Source organism: Halomonas kalidii (assembly GCF_030010475.1).
Classification (GTDB): Bacteria; Pseudomonadota; Gammaproteobacteria; order Pseudomonadales; family Halomonadaceae; genus Halomonas; species Halomonas heilongjiangensis.
In genome coordinates this window covers 45,153-62,787 of sequence record NZ_JASCQN010000048.1, presented here as the reverse complement: position 1 = coordinate 62,787, position 17,635 = coordinate 45,153, and the positions used below count along the sequence as shown (strand labels likewise).

16 protein-coding genes are annotated in these 17,635 nt (G+C 69.4%); 13 read left to right on the top strand and 3 right to left on the bottom strand.

All coding sequences use genetic code 11. The features are described from left to right. Positions 1 to 41 precede the first annotated feature (41 nt). From QLQ85_RS15380 to tal, 12 genes are all read left to right on the top strand, one after another. Positions 42 to 599 (top strand): NUDIX hydrolase, encoded by a 558-nt coding sequence (locus tag QLQ85_RS15380; RefSeq protein WP_282739798.1) that lies wholly within the window; start codon positions 42 to 44, stop codon positions 597 to 599. Between the two features lie 79 nt (positions 600 to 678). Beyond that, a complete protein-coding gene (locus QLQ85_RS15375; RefSeq protein ID WP_282739797.1) occupies positions 679 to 1,629 on the top strand; it encodes a sugar-binding transcriptional regulator in 951 nt (316 codons plus the stop codon). A 150-nt stretch (positions 1,630 to 1,779) separates the two neighbouring features. Further along, the gene (locus tag QLQ85_RS15370; protein ID WP_282739796.1) at positions 1,780 to 3,099 is read left to right on the top strand and encodes an ABC transporter substrate-binding protein; all 1,320 of its coding nucleotides are present in this window, start codon (positions 1,780 to 1,782) and stop codon (positions 3,097 to 3,099) included. 72 nt (positions 3,100 to 3,171) lie between these two features. Then, positions 3,172 to 4,062 carry a carbohydrate ABC transporter permease gene (locus QLQ85_RS15365; RefSeq protein WP_282721350.1) on the top strand — a complete coding sequence of 297 codons (891 nt, stop codon included), beginning with the start codon at positions 3,172 to 3,174 and terminating at the stop codon, positions 4,060 to 4,062. A 20-nt stretch (positions 4,063 to 4,082) separates the two neighbouring features. Continuing rightward, positions 4,083 to 4,991 carry a carbohydrate ABC transporter permease gene (locus tag QLQ85_RS15360; protein WP_282739795.1) on the top strand — a complete coding sequence of 303 codons (909 nt, stop codon included), beginning with the start codon at positions 4,083 to 4,085 and terminating at the stop codon, positions 4,989 to 4,991. Between the two features lie 12 nt (positions 4,992 to 5,003). Beyond that, entirely contained in the window at positions 5,004 to 6,149 is a 1,146-nt protein-coding gene (locus QLQ85_RS15355) for an ABC transporter ATP-binding protein (RefSeq protein WP_282739794.1), read from the top strand. Positions 6,150 to 6,161: 12 nt separating this feature from the next. Then, entirely contained in the window at positions 6,162 to 6,848 is a 687-nt protein-coding gene (locus QLQ85_RS15350; protein WP_282739793.1) for an HAD family hydrolase, read from the top strand. Between the two features lie 24 nt (positions 6,849 to 6,872). Further along, positions 6,873 to 7,661, top strand: coding sequence for an L-iditol 2-dehydrogenase (locus QLQ85_RS15345; RefSeq protein ID WP_282739792.1), 789 nt, complete (start codon positions 6,873 to 6,875; stop codon positions 7,659 to 7,661). A gap of 93 nt (positions 7,662 to 7,754) precedes the next feature. Beyond that, positions 7,755 to 8,378 carry a nucleoside/nucleotide kinase family protein gene (locus QLQ85_RS15340; RefSeq protein WP_282739791.1) on the top strand — a complete coding sequence of 208 codons (624 nt, stop codon included), beginning with the start codon at positions 7,755 to 7,757 and terminating at the stop codon, positions 8,376 to 8,378. Between the two features lie 54 nt (positions 8,379 to 8,432). Then, positions 8,433 to 9,920 (top strand): mannitol dehydrogenase family protein, encoded by a 1,488-nt coding sequence (locus QLQ85_RS15335; RefSeq protein ID WP_282739790.1) that lies wholly within the window; start codon positions 8,433 to 8,435, stop codon positions 9,918 to 9,920. After that, positions 9,920 to 11,410 (top strand): xylulokinase, encoded by a 1,491-nt coding sequence (gene xylB / locus QLQ85_RS15330; protein WP_282739828.1) that lies wholly within the window; start codon positions 9,920 to 9,922, stop codon positions 11,408 to 11,410. Before QLQ85_RS15335 ends, xylB begins: the two co-directional genes overlap by 1 nt. A gap of 41 nt (positions 11,411 to 11,451) precedes the next feature. Next, a complete protein-coding gene (gene tal / locus QLQ85_RS15325) occupies positions 11,452 to 12,405 on the top strand; it encodes a transaldolase (protein ID WP_282739789.1) in 954 nt (317 codons plus the stop codon). Between the two features lie 19 nt (positions 12,406 to 12,424). Here the strand turns inward: tal and QLQ85_RS15320 are convergent, their stop codons facing one another. Continuing rightward, complete coding sequence (locus tag QLQ85_RS15320) at positions 12,425 to 12,736, bottom strand: Nif3-like dinuclear metal center hexameric protein (RefSeq protein ID WP_282739788.1); 312 nt, start codon at positions 12,734 to 12,736, stop codon at positions 12,425 to 12,427. A 56-nt stretch (positions 12,737 to 12,792) separates the two neighbouring features. Then, positions 12,793 to 15,615: an AMP-binding protein gene (locus QLQ85_RS15315; protein WP_282739787.1), complete on the bottom strand. Its 2,823-nt coding sequence runs from the start codon at positions 15,613 to 15,615 to the stop codon at positions 12,793 to 12,795. A 187-nt stretch (positions 15,616 to 15,802) separates the two neighbouring features. Between QLQ85_RS15315 and QLQ85_RS15310 the strand changes: the two genes are divergently transcribed. Then, positions 15,803 to 16,642 carry a fructosamine kinase family protein gene (locus QLQ85_RS15310; protein WP_282739786.1) on the top strand — a complete coding sequence of 280 codons (840 nt, stop codon included), beginning with the start codon at positions 15,803 to 15,805 and terminating at the stop codon, positions 16,640 to 16,642. Here the strand turns inward: QLQ85_RS15310 and QLQ85_RS15305 are convergent, their stop codons facing one another. Further along, positions 16,643 to 17,569, bottom strand: coding sequence for an alpha/beta fold hydrolase (locus QLQ85_RS15305; RefSeq protein ID WP_282739785.1), 927 nt, complete (start codon positions 17,567 to 17,569; stop codon positions 16,643 to 16,645). Positions 17,570 to 17,635 lie beyond the last annotated feature (66 nt).

Genomic DNA, 17,635 nt, shown 5'->3' with positions numbered 1-17,635 from the left:
GGGCGGCTACCGGGCCGCTCGCCAGCCTGCCAGGGAGCACCATGAACTTCTGCAGCCACTGCGGCCATACCGTGCGCTTCGCCATTCCGGACGGGGATGACCGTCCGCGCTACCTGTGCGACGAGTGCGGCACCATCCACTACCAGAACCCCCGCATCGTCGCCGGTACCCTGCCGGTGAGTGGCTCGCGGGTGCTGCTGTGTCGCCGTGCCATCGCGCCGCGCAAGGGCTTCTGGACCCTGCCGGCCGGCTTCATGGAGAACGCCGAGACCACCGTCGAGGCCGCCGTCCGGGAGACCCTCGAGGAGGCCTGCGCCGCGGTCAGCATTCATGGCCTCTATACCCTGATCAACCTGCCGCACATCAACCAGGTCTACATGATCTTCCGCGCGGACCTGGCGGGCGGCTTCGACGCCGGTCCGGAGAGCCTCGAGGTAGCGCTGTTCGAGGAGCACGAGATCCCCTGGGACGAGCTCGCCTTTCCCACCATCGAGCGCACCCTGCGCCATTTCTATGCCGACCGCGGCGACGGCCATTTCCCGCTGCATATCAGCGATATCACTGCGGCGGATCGCGAGCGCTACTTCGGTTCCGCCTGATCGGGGCGGGACCGGGATCGTAGGGAGTGGCGACGGTATCATGAAGACCGTCGTGCCGGCGGAACGAGGATGACAGGCCGTGGACAAGTTCGAACGCAAGCTGGACCAGGCCGCGCGGGCCGCCTGGATGTCCTATGTGGGAGGGATCACCCAGGACGAGATCGCCCTGCAGCTCGGGGTGTCCCGGCCCGGCGTGCAGCGCCTGCTGGCCCTGGCCCGCCAGGAGGGCCTGATCAAGGTGCGCATCGATCACCCGATCTCCGCCTGCATGGTCATGGCCGCGGCCATCCGCGACCGCTATGGCCTGGACTACTGCGACGTGGTGCCGGCCGAGCCGGATGCCCCCGACGGCGGTGCCTCCTATCTGGCGGCGGCCGGGGCGGAGCGGGTTTCCCGTCTGGTGGTGCGCAGCGAGCCGCTGACCCTGTCGCTGGGGACGGGGCGCTCGATTCGCGCGACCGTCGAGGCCATGAGTCGTCACGATCGGCCGCAGCACCGCTTCGTCTCGCTGGTCGGCAACGTGGCGCGTGACGGTTCCGCCAACCGCTACGACGGCGTCATGGTGCTGGCCGACAAGACCGGCGGCGAGCGTTTCCTGCTGCCCACCCCGGTGGTCGCCGACTCGGTGGAGGAGAAGGAGGCGATGCGCGGGCAGCGCCTGTTCCAGGCGATCATGGCGGTGGCCAAGCAGGCCGAGACCGCCTTCATCGGCGTGGGGCGCATCGACCGCCAGGCCACGCTCTTCCAGGACCACTTCATCGACGAGAGCGACCTCGAGGAGCTGCTGGGTCTCGAGGCGGTGGGTGAGCTGCTCGGCTGGCCGATGAACCGCGACGGCGAGGTCATCGACTGCTCCATCACCCGCCGTGTCACCAGCCTGCCGCTGGAGATGCTGCGCGATCAGCCCCTGGTTGCCATCGCGGGCGGCCGGGAGAAGGGCCCGGCCCTGCTGGCGTCCCTGCGCGGCGGCTGGCTCAACGGGCTGATCACCGACGAGACGGCGGCCCGCTATCTCACCGAGATGTCGTGACGCACCACATTATCCGCAATCGCTGAAATCTGTACCTAAAGTCTAATACCCGGGGCTTTGCTTTTTTTCGGGGTATGTTCGATCATTTGATCGTCAGTTGATCAATGAGATCAAAATAACAACGCCAAGCTGTCCCGACAGGAGCCCACCATGAGACTCACCCGTCATCTGCCCTTGACGAGCCTGGCCGCGGCGATCGCCCTGGCCGGCCAGGCCCAGGCGCAGACCGAAATCACCATCGCCACGGTCAACAACAACGACATGGTGATCATGCAGAGCCTGACCGATGCCTTCGAGGAGGCGCATCCCGACATCGCGCTGGACTGGGTGGTGCTGGAGGAGAACGTGCTGCGCCAGCGCATGACCACCGACATCGCTACCCAGGGCGGCCAGTTCGACGTCATGACCATCGGCACCTACGAGGTCCCCATCTGGGCCGAACGCGGCTGGCTGACGCCCCTCGATGACCTTCCCGACGACTACCAGGTCGACGACCTGCTCACCTCGGTGCGCGACGGTCTGAGCAACGACGGCACCCTGCATGCGCTGCCGTTCTACGGCGAGAGCTCGATGATGTACTACCGCCAGGACCTGTTCGACGAGGCCGGCATCGAGGTGCCCGAGCAGCCAAGCTGGGAGGAGGTCCGTGACTGGGCCGGCCAGCTGCATGATCCCGAGGCGCAGCGGGCCGGTATCTGCCTGCGCGGCAAGCCGGGCTGGGGCGAGAACATGGCCTTGGTCTCGACCCTGGTGAATACCTTCGGCGGGCGCTGGTTCGATGAAGACTGGCAGCCCCAGCTCGACTCGCCCGAGTGGCAGGAGGCGATCCAGTTCTATGTCGACCTGCTGAACGACTACGGCCCGCCCGGCGCCAGCTCCAACGGCTTCAACGAGAACCTGGCGCTGTTCTCCCGGGGGAGCTGCGCCATCTGGGTCGACGCCACCTCGGCGGCCGGCAAGCTCTACGATCCCGGCGAGTCCGACGTGGCCGACCGGCTGGGTTTCGCGCCGGCGCCGGTGGCCAGGACGCCCAAGGGCTCGCACTGGCTGTGGTCCTGGGCGCTGGCCATTCCCGCGACGTCCGAGCACCAGCAGGCCGCCAGGACGTTCATCCAGTGGGCGACCTCGCGTGAATACATCGAGCTGGTCGGCGACACCCAGGGCTGGACCAGCGTGCCGCCCGGCACCCGCGAGTCCACCTACGCCAACGAGCACTACCAGGACGCGGCCCCCTTCGCCGGCTTCGTGCTCGAGGCGATGCGCAGTGCCGATCCCACCGACTCGACCCTGGAGCCGAGCCCCTATGTCGGCGTGCAGTTCGTCGGCATTCCCGAGTTCCAGTCGATTGGCACCCAGGTGGGCCAGACGGTGGCCTCGGCCCTGACCGGTGATGCCACGGTCGAGCAGGCGCTGCAGAGCGCTCAGCGCGCCACGCAGCGCGCCATGCAGCGCGCCGGCTACCTCGACTGAGCGGAGTCTGCCGTTCCCGGCCGGGTCGTCCCGGCCGGGCCCTTCTTCCTAGCTGGTTTTGCGGGTAATCCCATGAACAAGACAAGAGCTTCCGGGCGCACCGTCGGGGGTCTGAGGACCCTGTCGCTGCAGGCGCCGGCCGTCACCCTGCTGTTGCTGTGGATGCTGGTGCCGCTGGGCATGACCCTGTGGTTCTCCTTCCAGCGCTACAACCTGCTGATGCCCGGCATGACCGGCTTCGCCGGGCTGGAAAACTACGAATACCTGTTCACCGACCCGGCCCTCTGGTCGGCCATGGGCACGACCCTGCTGCTGGTCGGCTGGGTGCTGGCGATCACCGTGGTCGGTGGCACCCTGCTGGCGGTGCTCTTCCAGCAGGAGTTCGCCGGGCGCGGCATCGCCCGGGTGCTGGCCATCTCGCCGTTCTTCGTCATGCCCACGGTCAGCGCCCTGGTGTGGAAGAACATGATGATGCACCCATCCAACGGGGTGCTCTCCTGGGTCGCCGAGTCGTTCGGCCTGCCGGCCGTCGACTGGTTCTCCTCGCTGCCGCTGACCTCGATCATCATCATCGTCGCCTGGCAGTGGCTGCCGTTCGCACTGCTGATCCTGCTCACCGCCATGCAGTCGCTGGACGAGGACCAGGTGGAAGCCGCCCGCATGGACGGGGCCGGCCCGGTGGCGATCTTCTTCTTCATCACCCTGCCGCATCTCAAGCGGGCGATCAGCGTGGTGATCATGATCGAGATGATCTTCCTGCTGACCATCTTCGCCGAGATCTTCGTCACCACCTCCGGTGGCCCGGGGTTGGCGACCACCAACCTGGCCTACCTGATCTATATCCGGGCCCTGCTCGACTTCGACGTCGGCACCGCCTCCGCGGGTGGGGTGATCGCCATCGTCCTCGCCAATATCGTCGCCATCTTCCTGGTCCGCATGGTGGCCAAGAACCTGGAAGACTAGTGTCTCGGGAGTCCCTTATCATGACGACAACGACCAAGCATGACCGGCTGGAAGCGTCCTCGCGGGGCGGCGACCAGTCAGTGCCGGCACGCAGTGCGACACGGCCGTTCCTGGCCTCGGCCCATACCCGGAAGCTCGGCCTGACCGTGCTGGGATGGACGGTGGCGCTGCTGATCTTCTTCCCGATCTTCTGGATGGTGCTGACGGGCTTCAAGACCGAGTCCGCGGCCATCGCCGATCCCAGCCTGATCTTCTCGCCGACCCTGGAGAGCTACCAGGCGGTCCAGGAGCGGGCGGGCTACGCCCGGTTCGCGCTGAACAGCGTCGCGGTGGCCTTCGGCTCGACCCTGCTGGCACTGCTGATCGCCATCCCCTCGGCCTATTCGATGGCCTTTCTCCCCACCCGGCGCACCAAGGGCACCCTGCTGTGGATGCTCTCCACCAAGATGCTGCCGCCGGTCGGGGTACTGGTGCCCATCTACCTGATCTTTCGCGATGTCGGGCTGCTCGATACCCGCACCGGCCTGATCATCATCTATACGCTGATGAACCTGCCGATCGTGGTGTGGATGCTCTACACCTTCTTCAAGGACATGCCCAAGGACATCCTCGAGGCGGGGCGCATGGACGGGGCCACCACCTTCCAGGAGGTGTTCTTCCTGCTGCTGCCGCTGACCCTGCCGGGCATCGCCTCCACCGGCCTGCTGTCGGTGATCCTGAGCTGGAACGAGGCCTTCTGGAGCCTCAACCTGACGTCTTCCAAGGCGGCCCCGCTGACCGCCTACATCGCCTCCTTCTCGAGCCCCGAGGGGCTGTTCTGGGCCAAGCTCTCCGCGGCCTCGACCATGGCCATCGCGCCCATTCTCGTCTTCGGTTGGCTGACCCAGAAACAGATGGTGCGTGGCCTGACCTTCGGCGCCGTCAAGTAAAGGAATCCCATCATGGCAACACTACAACTCAAGCAGATCACCAAGAGCTTCGGCGACACCGACGTCATCAAGGGCGTCGACCTCGAGGTCAACGACCGCGAATTCGTGGTCTTCGTCGGTCCCTCCGGCTGCGGCAAGTCGACGCTGATGCGCATGATCGCCGGGCTGGAAAGCGCCACCTCGGGCGATATCGTCATCGACGGGGCGCGCATGAACGAAGTGGGGCCCGCCGACCGCGGCCTGGCCATGGTGTTCCAGAGCTATGCGCTCTATCCGCACATGACCGTCGAGGACAACATGGGCTTCAGCATGCGCCTGGCCGGCGTGCCGAAGGAGGCGCGACGCGAGAAGGTGCTCGAGGCGGCGAAGATCCTGCAGCTCGAGCCGCTGCTGGACCGCAAGCCCAAGGCGCTCTCCGGTGGCCAGCGCCAGCGCGTGGCGATCGGCCGGGCCATCGTCCGCAACCCCAGCATCTTCCTGTTCGACGAGCCGCTCTCCAACCTGGATGCGGCGCTGCGCGTGCAGATGCGCATCGAGCTGGCGCGGCTCCACGAGGAGCTCGACGCCACCATGATCTACGTCACCCACGACCAGATCGAGGCAATGACCATGGCCGACAAGATCGTGGTGCTGCACGACGGCGTGGTCGAGCAGGTGGGCTCGCCCATGGAGCTCTATCACCATCCGTGCAACCGCTTCGTGGCCGGTTTCATCGGCTCGCCCAAGATGAACTTCCTCGACGTCGACCTCGTCCGGTCGGGCCCCGAGGGGGTGAGTATCCGGCTTCCCGGTGGCGGGGTGTGCACGGTGCCGGTGGATGGCAGCCGGCTGGCGGTGGACTCGCCGCTGGAGCTGGGCATCCGACCCGAGCACCTGCAACTCGACGACGAGGGGCCGCTGACGGGGGAGATCAGGGTCCTCGAGCGCCTGGGGGGCCAGACCTCGCTCTATGTGCAGATGGGCGAGGCGATGGTCACCCTGATGACCGACGGGGACGTCGCCCATCGCGTCCACGACAAGGTGCGTTTCGGCTTCGAACCGGGCCGCGCCCACCTCTTCGACGCCGATACCCTGGCGCTGCCCAGCCTGCATCAGCACCCCCTGGCCGGCCTCACCCGCCACGATAACCGCTTGTCGTCCACAAGCGGCTGCCAGTGACGGGGAGCGCCCATGGATATCCTGATCTTCGACTGCGACGGCGTGCTGGTGGACAGCGAGGCGATCGCCGAGGCCACCCTGGTCGGGCTGCTGGGGGAGTGGCTGCCCGACCTGGCCGCCGATACCGTGCTGCGCCAGGCGCTGGGCATGACCACGGCCAACATCCTGGCTCACCTGGAGCCGCTGAGCCGCCATCGGCTGCCGGCCGATGCCACCGAGCGGGTCGATCGGGCCATCGAGGCGCGGCTGGCCAGGGAGCTCGAGGCCGTCGACGGCGTGGCCGCGGCGATCGCCTCGCTGCCCCTGCCCAAGGCGGTGGTCTCCAACAGCCGCCGTCGCCGCGTCCTGGCCTCGCTGGCCACCACCGGCCTGGAGCGGCTGATCGGCGAGTCGCCGGTCTTCACGGCGGACCAGGTCGCCCGCCCCAAGCCCGCCCCCGACCTCTACCTGCTGGCGGCCCGTGAGCTGGGCTGTGCTCCCGCCGACTGCCTGGTGGTGGAGGACAGCGTCTCGGGTGTCACCGCGGCCTACGCCGCCGGCATGACGGTTATCGGCTTCACCGGGGCCAGCCACGTCGAGCCGGAGCAGGCGCGCCGGCTGGTCGAGGCCGGGGCCTGGCGCATTCTCGACCACATGCACGGACTCGAGTCGCTGGTCGACGACTGGCGGCACACTCGCCTGCACACCGCGGCTCGCTAACCCCATCACCAGAGGCAGGAACACATGAAACTCGACAGCAAGACGAGCGTGATCACCGGCGGTGCCCGCGGTATCGGCCTGGCCATCTCCCGTGCCTACCTGGAGGAGGGCGCCTCGGTGGTCATCGCCGATATCGACCAGGGGGCCATCGACGAGGCCCTGGCCACGCTGGAAGGCGAGGGCCACGCCGCCTCCCGGCTGATGGGAGTGCGTCTGGACGTCTGCGATCGACAGGCCATCGACGCCATGGTGGCCAGCGTCAGCGAGCGCTTCGGCGGCATCGACATTCTGGTCAACAACGCCGCCATCTTCGACATGGCGCCGGTGCTCGAGGTGACCGAGGAGAGCTTCGACCGGCAGTTCGCGGTGAACACCAAGGGGCTCTTCTTCACGCTCCAGGCGGTGGCGAAGGCCATGGTCGCGCGGGGCCGGGGTGGCAAGATCATCAACATGTCGTCCCAGGCCGGACGCCGCGGCGAGCCGCTGGTCAGCGTCTACTGCGCCAGCAAGGCGGCGGTGATCAGCCTGACCCAGTCCTGCGGCCTGTCGCTCATCGCGCACGGCATCAACGTCAACGGCATCGCCCCCGGCGTGGTGGATACCCCGATGTGGGACGAGGTCGATGCGCTCTTCGCCCGCTTCGAGAACCGCCCGCTCGGCGAGAAGAAGCGCCTGGTCGGCGAGGCGGTGCCCTACGGTCGCATGGGGCGCCCCGAGGATCACGCCGGGGCCGCGGTCTTTCTCGCCTCGGCGGACAGCGACTATGTGGTGGCCCAGACCCTCAACGTCGATGGTGGCAACTGGATGAGCTGACCCGTGAAGGGGAGGGTGAGACGGCGTCAGGCTTGCGCCCAGTGTCGCGCAGGCGATGATGGCGGTTCGCCAGCCCACTGTGAGGACACTGCCATGTATCCCGAACTACAGGATATCGCCCGCCAGATCAGCGAAGCCGCCTCGGGCCGGCGGCGGTTCATCGTCGCCCTGGCCGGCCCGCCAGGCGCCGGCAAGTCGTACCGCTCGGAGCTGTTGAGCGATGCCATCACGGCATTGCGCCCCGGCGAATCCGTCGTGGTGCCGATGGATGGCTACCACTTCGACAACGCCGTGCTCGAGCCCGACGACCAGGTGCCGGTGAAGGGGGCCCCGCACACCTTCGACGTCGACGGCCTGCGTGTCGATCTCGAGCGCATTCGTCGCGCCGACCGGACGGTGGCGGTACCGGTGTTCGACCGGCCCCTGGACCTGGCCCGCGCCGGCGGACGCCTGATCACGCTCGGGCATCGCATCGTCATCGTCGAGGGCAATTATCTGCTGCTCGACCAGGCGCCCTGGACCGAGCTGCATCCCCTGTTCGACCTGACCGTGATGCTGGACGTGGCCGACGACGTCCTCGAACAGCGTCTGTTCGAGCGCTGGCTGGACATGGGCCAGGACGCCGCCGGCGCCCTGGAGAAGGCCCGCCACAAGGATATGTCCAACGCGCGCCTGGTCAAGACGCGCTCCATTTCGCCCGACCTGGTGTGGCGCTGACCACCGGGCTCCGGGCCTCGTTCACGCCGAGTGCGGCTCGGCCGGAGAGACTCCATGACCCGACTCAACAATGACAACCTGGGCCGGCTGGCCCCCGAGGTGGCGGTGCCCGGCTATGACCGTGGCGCCGTGACCGCCGGCATCGTCCACTTCGGCGTGGGGGGCTTCCACCGTGCCCATCAGGCCATGTACCTGGATGCGCTGATGAACCGCGGCGAGGCCCTGGACTGGGGCATCGTCGGCGTCGGCGTGATGCCCGGCGACCGCCGCATGCAGGAGGTGCTGGCCGCCCAGGACCACCTCTATACCCTGGTGGTCAAGCACCCCGACGGCCGCCGCGAGCCCCGCGTCATCGGCAGCATGATCGATTACCTGTTCGCCCCCGACGACCCGGAGGCGGTGATCGCCCGGATGGTCGACCCGGCCACCCGCATCGTCTCGCTGACCGTCACCGAGGGTGGCTACAACTTCCACCCGGTCAGCGGTGCCTTCGACCTCGACGACCCGGCGGTGCAGCACGACCTGGCCCACCCTGCCGCACCGACGACCACCTTCGGGCTGATCATCGAGGCGCTGGCGCGGCGCCGCGCGCGGGGCATCCCGCCCTTCACGGTGATGTCCTGCGACAACATCCAGGGCAACGGCGAGGTGGCGCACCGCATGTTCACCGCCTTCGCCCGGGCCCGCGACGGCGAGCTCGGCGCCTGGGTCGCCGCCGAGGTGGCCTTCCCCAACTCCATGGTCGATCGCATCACCCCGGTCACCGCCGCCGCGGACATCGAGGAACTGGCCGGCCGTTTCGGCATCGATGACGCCTGGCCGGTGGTCTGCGAGCCCTTCACCCAGTGGGTGCTGGAGGATCGTTTCGTCACCGGGCGTCCCGCCTTCGAGGCGGTGGGGGTGCAGGTGGTCGACGATGTCGAGCCCTATGAACTGATGAAGCTGCGGCTGCTCAACGCCAGCCACCAGGCGCTGTGCTACTTCGGCTACCTGGCCGGCTACCGCTATGCCCATGAGGTCTGCCAGGACCCGCTGTTCGTCGACTTCCTGCTTGACTACATGCGCCGCGAGGGGTCCCCGACCCTGGCGCCGGTGCCGGGTGTGGATCTCGAGCGGTACCGGCTGACCCTGATCGAGCGCTTCGCCAACCCCGAGATCAAGGACACCCTGGCGCGGCTGTGCGCCGAGAGTTCCGATCGCATTCCCAAGTGGCTGTTGCCGGTGATCCGCGAACAACTGGACAAGGGCGGCGAGATCCACCGCTCGGCCGCGGTGGTGGCGAGCTGGGCCCGCTATGCCGAGGGCGCCGACGAGCGGGGCGATGCCATCGCGGTGGTCGACCGCCTCAAGGACGATCTGCTGCGCCGGGCCGCCCGGAATCGCGAGCAACCGACCGCCTTTATCGAGAATCGCGAACTGTTCGGGGACCTCGCCGAGCACGAGCGCTTTCGCACGGCCTATCTCGAGGCCCTGGCTTCCCTTCACGAGTGCGGTGCACGTGCCACACTGGAAGCTCTGGTGTCGGTACGAGGACGTGCATGATGTATATCGGGGTGGATTGCGGTACCCAGAGCACCAAGGTGGTGGTGCTCGATGTCGACGGCGGACGCATCCTCGGCGAGGCGAGTCGCCCCCATCGTCTGATCGAGGGCGAGAACGGGCGGCGCGAACAGCGGCCCGGTGACTGGGTCGAGGCGCTGCGCGGGGCCTTCGCCGAGGCGGTGGCCAAAGCCGGCATCGACAGCCGGACCATCCGCGCCATCGGCGTGTCCGGCCAGCAGCACGGCATGGTGGCGCTGGACGAGCGGGGCGAGCCGGTCCATCCGGCCAAGCTGTGGTGCGATACCGAGACGGCCGCCCGGAATGCCGAGCTGGTCGCGCGGCTCGGGGGCGAGGCGGGTTGCCTCGACAAGCTCGGGCTGGTGCTGCAGACCGGCTACACCGCCTCCAAGCTGGCCTGGCTGCGCGACACCCATCCGGACGCCTACCACCGCATCGACAGCCTGCTGCTGCCCCACGACTACCTGAACTTCTGGCTCACCGGCGAGCGGGTCACCGAGGCCGGTGATGCCTCCGGCACCGGCTATTTCGATACCCGTTCGCGGCGCTGGCGCGAGGACGTGTTCGCCGAGATCGCCCCCGAACTCGATCCGTCCCGCGTGCTGCCACGGCTGATCGACGCCCATGAACCGGCCGGCATGGTGCGCCCCGAACTGGCCCGCGAGCTGGGGCTGGCCAACGATGTCCTGGTGTCGAGCGGGGGAGGCGACAATATGCTCGGTGCCATCGGCACCGGCAATATCCGGCCGGGGCTGGTGACCCTGAGCCTGGGGACCTCGGGGACGGTCTGCGCCCATTCCCCCGAGCCGGTGGTGGCCGACAGCGCCATGGTCGCCAACTTCTGTTCGAGCAGCGGCGGCTGGCTGCCGCTGGTCTGCACCATGAACGTGACCTCGGCGACGACTCGCGTGCGCGAGCTGTTCGACCTCGACCTGGCGACCTTCGGCGAGCGGCTCGCCAGCGCCCCCATCGGCGCCGAGGGGGTCACCGTGCTGCCGTTCTTCAACGGCGAACGGGTGCCGATGCTGCCCGAGGCTACGGCGAGCTTCCTGGGCCTGACCAGCGTCAACACCACCCAGGCCAACCTCTGCCGGGCGGTGGTCGAGGGGGCGACCTTCGGCATGCGCTATGGCCTGGAACTGCTCGGTGGGCTGGCCGAAGGGGCCAGCCAGATCCGCCTGATCGGCGGTGGCGCCAACAGCCCGGTGTGGCGGCAGATGGTCGCCGACATCACCGGCACCCAGGTGATCTGCCCCGAGATCACCGACGCCGCGGCGCTGGGTGCGGCCCTGCAGGCGGCCTGGAGCCATCAATACGAGCAGGGGGGCAGCCTGGAACAGCTCTGCACACGGCTGGTGCATCTCGACGAACGCTCCCTGGCCGATCCCGATCCGGCGAGTGTCGCCGCCTACCAGGGGGTCTATGCTCGCTATCGTGAGGCCCTCGCCGAACGTCATGCCGTCGTCTGCTGACGCGGCCTGCACACCCCAACCTTCGACAGATGGAGCCACCCATGCCTTCTCTACTCGACGCGCTCAAGCAGCACTCGCTGGTGGTCGCCGACACCGGCGACCTCGACGCGATCAAGCGCTACCGGCCCCAGGATGCCACCACCAACCCCTCGCTGCTGCTCAAGGCCTTCGACCTGCCCGGCTACCAGGAGCTGATCGCCGAGACCCTGGACGCGGTCAAGGCCGAGGGCGGCGATCGCCAGCGGCAGGTCGAGCACGCGGCCGACCGGCTCGCCGTGGCCAAGGGCGCGGAGATCGCCAGGTACGTGCCCGGCCGGGTCTCCACCGAGGTCGCGGCGCGGCTCTCCTTCGATACCCGGGCCAGCATCGCCAAGGCTCACGAGCTGATCGGCCTCTACGCGCGCCACGGCGTGGGCCCGGAGCGGGTGCTGATCAAGCTGGCCTCGACCTGGGAAGGCATCCGCGCCGCCGAGGTGCTGGAGCGCGAAGGCATCAACTGCAACCTGACCCTGCTGTTCAGCGACGCCCAGGCCCAGGCCTGCTTCGACGCCGGGGTGTTCCTGGTCTCGCCCTTCGTCGGCCGGGTCACCGACTGGTACAAGCAAGCGACCGGACGCGACTACACCCCGGACGAGGACCCGGGGGTGAACTTCGTGCGCGGGGTCTGCGCCCGTGTTAGCCGGGGCGGCTACGACACCGTGGTGATGGGGGCGAGCTTCCGCACCACCGGCCAGGTGCTGGCGCTGGCCGGTTGCCCGCGGCTGACCATCTCGCCGGGGCTGCTCGAGGAACTCGCCGCCGGCGACGGCGAGGTGGAGCGCCGGGTGGTGATGGAAGACGCCAGTGACATACGGCCGTCGCCATTGTCCGAGGCCGCCTTCCGCTGGGGCCACAACCAGGACGCCATGGCCAACGACAAGCTGGCCGAGGGCATTCGCCGCTTCGATGAGGACCAGCGTACCCTCGAGGCGCGGATCGATCGGCGGCTGGGGTAAGCCGGGCGGCGCCCTCGCTTCACAGCGTCTCCAGCTTCCAGACGTCGAAGGCCGGTTCCTCGTAGGGGTGGGTGGCCCTGAGGGCCGCCACCGCCTCGCGGATCAGGGCGGCGTCGCAGACCAGCTCGACCTTGAGCTCCTCGACCCGCGCCAGGTCACCGACCCGGCCGATGTGCGGGTCGGCGCCGGCGAGGGGGCGAAACTGCCCGGTGCCGGCCGTCTGGAAGCAGCAGGCCTCGTAGTCGCCGATGCGCCCGGCACCGGTGGCGAACACCGCGGCCTTGACCGCCTCGGCGTCTTCCAGGGGGACATAGAAGGCTAGCTTGTACATCGCGAGGCTCCTTTCTCGTGGGGTGGACTCGGCGGAGGAGTGGCGGTGTCCTGGCGTCAATGTGTACCACGATCGGGCTCCCCGCATTCGGCAAGGATGAACGATCGGGCGGCGTCGCGCAGCCTGACCGCTTCCGCCCAGCCGGTGGTCGTCGGTTGGATCGCCTCACCGACGCTGACCCTCACCCTGCCGGGGTGGGGCAACCACTCGCGACCGCGCAGCGCGTCCCGGGTACCCTGCAGGGCCACCGGCAGCACCGGCACGCCGCTCTGCACGGAGATGACGAAGGCCCCCATGTGGAAGTCCCCGACCCCGACCTGCGAGTGGAAGGTGCCCTCGGGAAAGAACGCCAGGGAGTCGTCGCCCTCGACGGCGGCGAAGATTCGTTGCGTGTCGCGGGTGGCCTGGCGGGGGTCGAAGCGCTCCACGAACAGCACCCCCATGCGCTTCAGCACCAGGCGAGAGAGCCAGCGACGCCGGAGCTCGGCCTTGGCCAGGTAGCGGAAGCCGCGGGGTAGCGCCGCTGTCAGCACCAGGGCGTCCAGGTAGCTGGCATGATTGGCCACCAGCACGCAGGGCGCCCGGCGGGGCAAACGATCCACGCCGTGTCGCTCGATGGAAAGGCCGGCGAGCACCGCGGCCAGGCGAGCGACATGATGCGCGACGCGCCAGCGCCAGGCGAGCCGCGGCAGCGGCAGCGCCAGCATGCCCAGCATGGCGGCTCCCAGCCCGCAGACGCTCCAGGCATAGGCGGCATAGAGCCGTTCACCGAGTCGTGCCAGTCGCAGCCGCGCGCGTTGCATGCCGGCCTTGGCCGCCAGGCCGAGCGCCTGGCGCCAGACGGGCGCGCCGCCCTGGCCGAGGCGACCGCTGCGGTAGAGCTCGGCGGTGGCCGCACGGCGGAGCTTGCCGCTGGAGGTCTTCAGCACGCTATGGGGTGGCACCAGGCGGATGGCATCGGCCGGGACGTTGACGATGTCGACCGTGACATCGCGGATCGCCTGGGTGATCGCATCGCGTCGGGACGAGTCGTCGACCTGGGTTTCGGCCACCACGACCAGCTCCTCGACGCCGCTCTCCGGATCGGGATCGCCGAACACCGCCACGCATCCCTTCCTGACGCCCTCGACGCGGCCGATCGCCTCCTCGAGGTCGTAGGGGTAGAGGTTGCGCCCGCCGCGCACCAGCACATCCTTGACCCGGCCGCTGATGTAGAGGTCGCCGTCGGCGAGGTAGCCGCGGTCGCCGGTGCGCAGCCACTCGCCGTCGAAGAGGTCGCGGGTCGCCGCCGGAGTGTCGAAATAGCCCGCGGTGGCCGAGGGGCCGCGGAACTCGATATCGCCCTCGTGTCGCTCCGGCAGCTCGCGGCCGTCACGGGCGACGGCGCGAATCGCGTAGCCGGGCAGCGGTGGACCGCAGTTGACGAAGGTCAGGGCCGGCTCCTTGCCGCGGGCGGGTCGTGCCTGCTGCCTCGCCGTGAAGGCCTCGCGCTCGGCCCGGTCGAGCACGAGCCCGCGGCCGGGCGGGGAGATACACAGTCCCACCGCCGCCTCGGCCAGCCCGTAGACCGGCATCAGCGCGCCGGGGCGTAGGCCACAGGGCGCCAGGGCCTCGGCGAAGCGCTGCATGGTGCGGGCACTGACCGGCTCGGCGCCGTTGAAGGCGACCCGCCAGCTGCTCAGGTCCAGTCCCTGGAGCCGCTCGGGCGTCAGCGAGCGCAGGCAGAGCTCGTAGCCGAAGTTGGGGCCGCCGGAGAGGGTGGCCCGATGGTGATGGATCAGCTCGAGCCAGCGCAGCGGGCGGGCGAGGAAGGCGAGCGGCGACATCACCACCAGCGGGATGGCGTGGTAGAGGCTGCCGAGCCAGGCGCCGATCAGGCCCATGTCGTGGTAGAGCGGCAGCCAGCTGACGAAGACGTCCCGGGAGGTCACCTCCAGGCGTTCGCCCATGGCGCGGATGTTCGCCAGCAACTGGCCGTGGGTCAGCGTGACGCCCTTGGGGTCGCCGGTGCTGCCCGAGGTGTACTGCAGCAGCGCCAGGCTCGTCGCGGCGGGTGGCTCGGCGTCCGTGATGCCGGCTGCCGTCGAGGCATCGAGATCCGCCACCGTGACGATGGCCGCCAGCCGCGGCGCCTCGGCCCGCAGCAGGCGCGCCACGCGGCGGGCCTCGGGCACGGTGATCAGGATCTCCACGCCGGCATTGGTCAGGATGCGCCCGTGGCGTCGCAGGTGCTCCTCGAGCTGGGCCGACCGGGCGGGGGGATAGATGGGCACGGGCACGGCGCCGGCACGCAGGATCCCGAAGAAGGCGATGAAGTAGTCCGGTTCGGTGGGCAGCATCAGCGCGACACGGCTCCCCGCTGGCAGGCCGCGCCTGCGCAGGGCCACGGCGATGCCCCGGGCGCCCCGCTCGAGGTCGGCATAGCTCAGCGTTTGCGGCGTGTCGTCGCCGGCGTAGATGTGCAGGTGGGCGCGGTCGGGGTGGCGTGCCAGGTGCCAGTCCAGCACCGCGTTGAGGCTCTCGGCGGTGTCGGGAGCGCCCTCCACCGGCGCGCTGTCCGCCGCGGGCGCGACGGACGAGGTCTCGCGACCCGTGCCCGGGGTGGCCAGCAGGATCTCCAGCAGCTCCGCCGGCGTGTCCGCCATCAGCACGTTCTCGGGGAGCGTGACAGCGAAGGCATCCTCGAGCCTCAGCAGCAGCTCGGAACGGGCCATGCTGTCGAGGCCGAGGTCGCGGTCCAGCCGCGTCTCCAGGGTCGGCCGGCGGGTCCCGCCCTGGCGAGGCCGCGTCTCGCGCACCAGGGCATCGATCACCTCGAGCAGCCGCCGTTGCAGCGCTTCGGCTTCCTTGGGGGGCCGGTTGTCGTTGGATCGGGCCATCGGTTACCTCGCGGCTGGCCAGCCTGTTCCCCGAATCATTCCGGGCATGCAGTGACGACTCCCGGGGCCGGCCGGAGTTCATGGGGGGCATCCCTGGAGCGTCCTGTCCCGGGGCGCCATGGCAGCGTATGCTGATTTGGACCCCAGGAATGGCGGGTCTGTGGCAGTCAGGCCGAGGAGAAAATGTATGCAAGCCGATCTCGTGGAACTGCTGGAGAGCTGCGGGCTGAGGCCCCAGGCCGAGCTTCGCCCGCTGGGTGGCGGCGATATCGCCGCGGTCTACCGCCTGACGACCGACCAGGGAGCGGTGGTGGTCAAGCGCGACGAGCCGACACGCCTGGCCGGTGAGGCCGAGGGGCTGCGAGTCCTGCGCGAGGCCGGTACCCGGCTGGTCGTGCCCGCCGTGCTGGCGGAAGGCAACGGCTGGTTGGTGATGGAGGCGCTGGAGGCGACCGCCCGGTCCGCGGCCGACGGGGCCACCCTGGGCGCCGGGCTGCGCGAACTGCATGCCTGTACCGGCGCCGAACACGGCTGGCCACGGGACAATGCCTGCGGGAGCACCCCCCAGCCCAATGCACCGCTCCCCGATGGTCGGGCCTTCCAGCGCGAGCGGCGCCTGCTGCCGCTCGCCGCGGCCTGCCACGCCCGGGGCCTGCTCGATGGCCGCCTGCGCGCTCGGCTCGAGGCGATCGCCGAGGGGCTCGATGAGTGGTTGCCCGATGCCCCGGCGAGCCTGGTCCATGGCGATCTGTGGTCGGGCAACGTGCTCTTCACGCCGCATGGGCCGGCGATCATCGATCCCGCGGTGTACCGCCACTATCCGGAGGTGGACCTGGCGATGCTGACGCTGTTCGGGTCACCGGGCGAGGCCTTCTTCACGGCCTACTGGAACGGCGAGGCCCCGGCCGACTGGCCGAGGCGCGAGGCGCTGTTCCAGCTCTATCCGCTGCTCAACCACCTGCTGCTGTTCGGCGGCGCCTACCACAGCGGGGTGGAGCGCACGGTGGCGTGGCTGGAGGTGGCCTGATCAGCCGGCGCGTGCCCTACGCAGCCAGGCGAGTCCCCGCCGCCACCAGGGTGCTCCGTGGTGGCGGTCGGCGGCCGGCAGCAGGTCGCGCCGGGGGCGAGTGAGGAAGTCGGCGATGGGGGCGACCTGGCTCGCCCGGTCGAGCATCGGGGCGTGGCCGCAGCCGGGTACCTCGAGGCGGACCAGGCCGGGATGGACCTCGGCCATGCGCGTCACACTGTCGGCGCGCAGCAGCGGCGAGGTCGCGCCGCGGATCACCATCAGCGGGCAGCGGATCGCCTGCCAGTCTGCCCAGGTATCGCGGGGGGTGTCGTGGATGAATTGCTCGCCGATGCGCGGATCGTAGTGGTAGGTCCAGCTGCCGTCGGGCAGGCGGCGGGCGCTGTCCAGTGCCAGGCGTCGCCAGGCATCGTCGCCCGCGATGCCGAAACCGCCGTAGTGGCGGCGCAGTTCCGCCTCCAGTTCGCCGAAGCGAGAGAAGCGGTGGGGCACGCCGAAGTAGGTGGCCAGTGAGGCCAGGCCGTCCGGGTCGAGCTCGGGGCCCACGTCGTTGAGCACCAGCCGCTCGATGCGCCCGGCGGTGTCGGCCTCGGCGGCCAGCAGCATGCCCAGCAGCCCCCCCATGGAGGTGCCCACCCATGGCACCCGCTCCAGGCCGAAGTGGTCGAGTACCGCCACGGCCACCGTCATGTAGTGGGAATAGAGATAGTCATGGGAGGGGTAGAGCGACCAGCTCGACAGCCCGCGCCCGGGCGTGTCCGGGGCCAGCACCCGCCACCCGGGGCCGAGCTCGCGGGCGAAACCGGCGAAATCGCCACCGTGGCGCGCCAGGCCATGCCAGGCGACCACGGTCCTCGGCGCCCCGGGGTGCCAGATGCGCACGGCCACGTCGAGTTCCCGTACCCGGACCAGTTCCAGTGCCTCCATCGCTGCCTCCATCGAAGGATCATGCTGCAAGGCAGCATAGCGGACTTTCTGGCGTTGCGGAAAAGT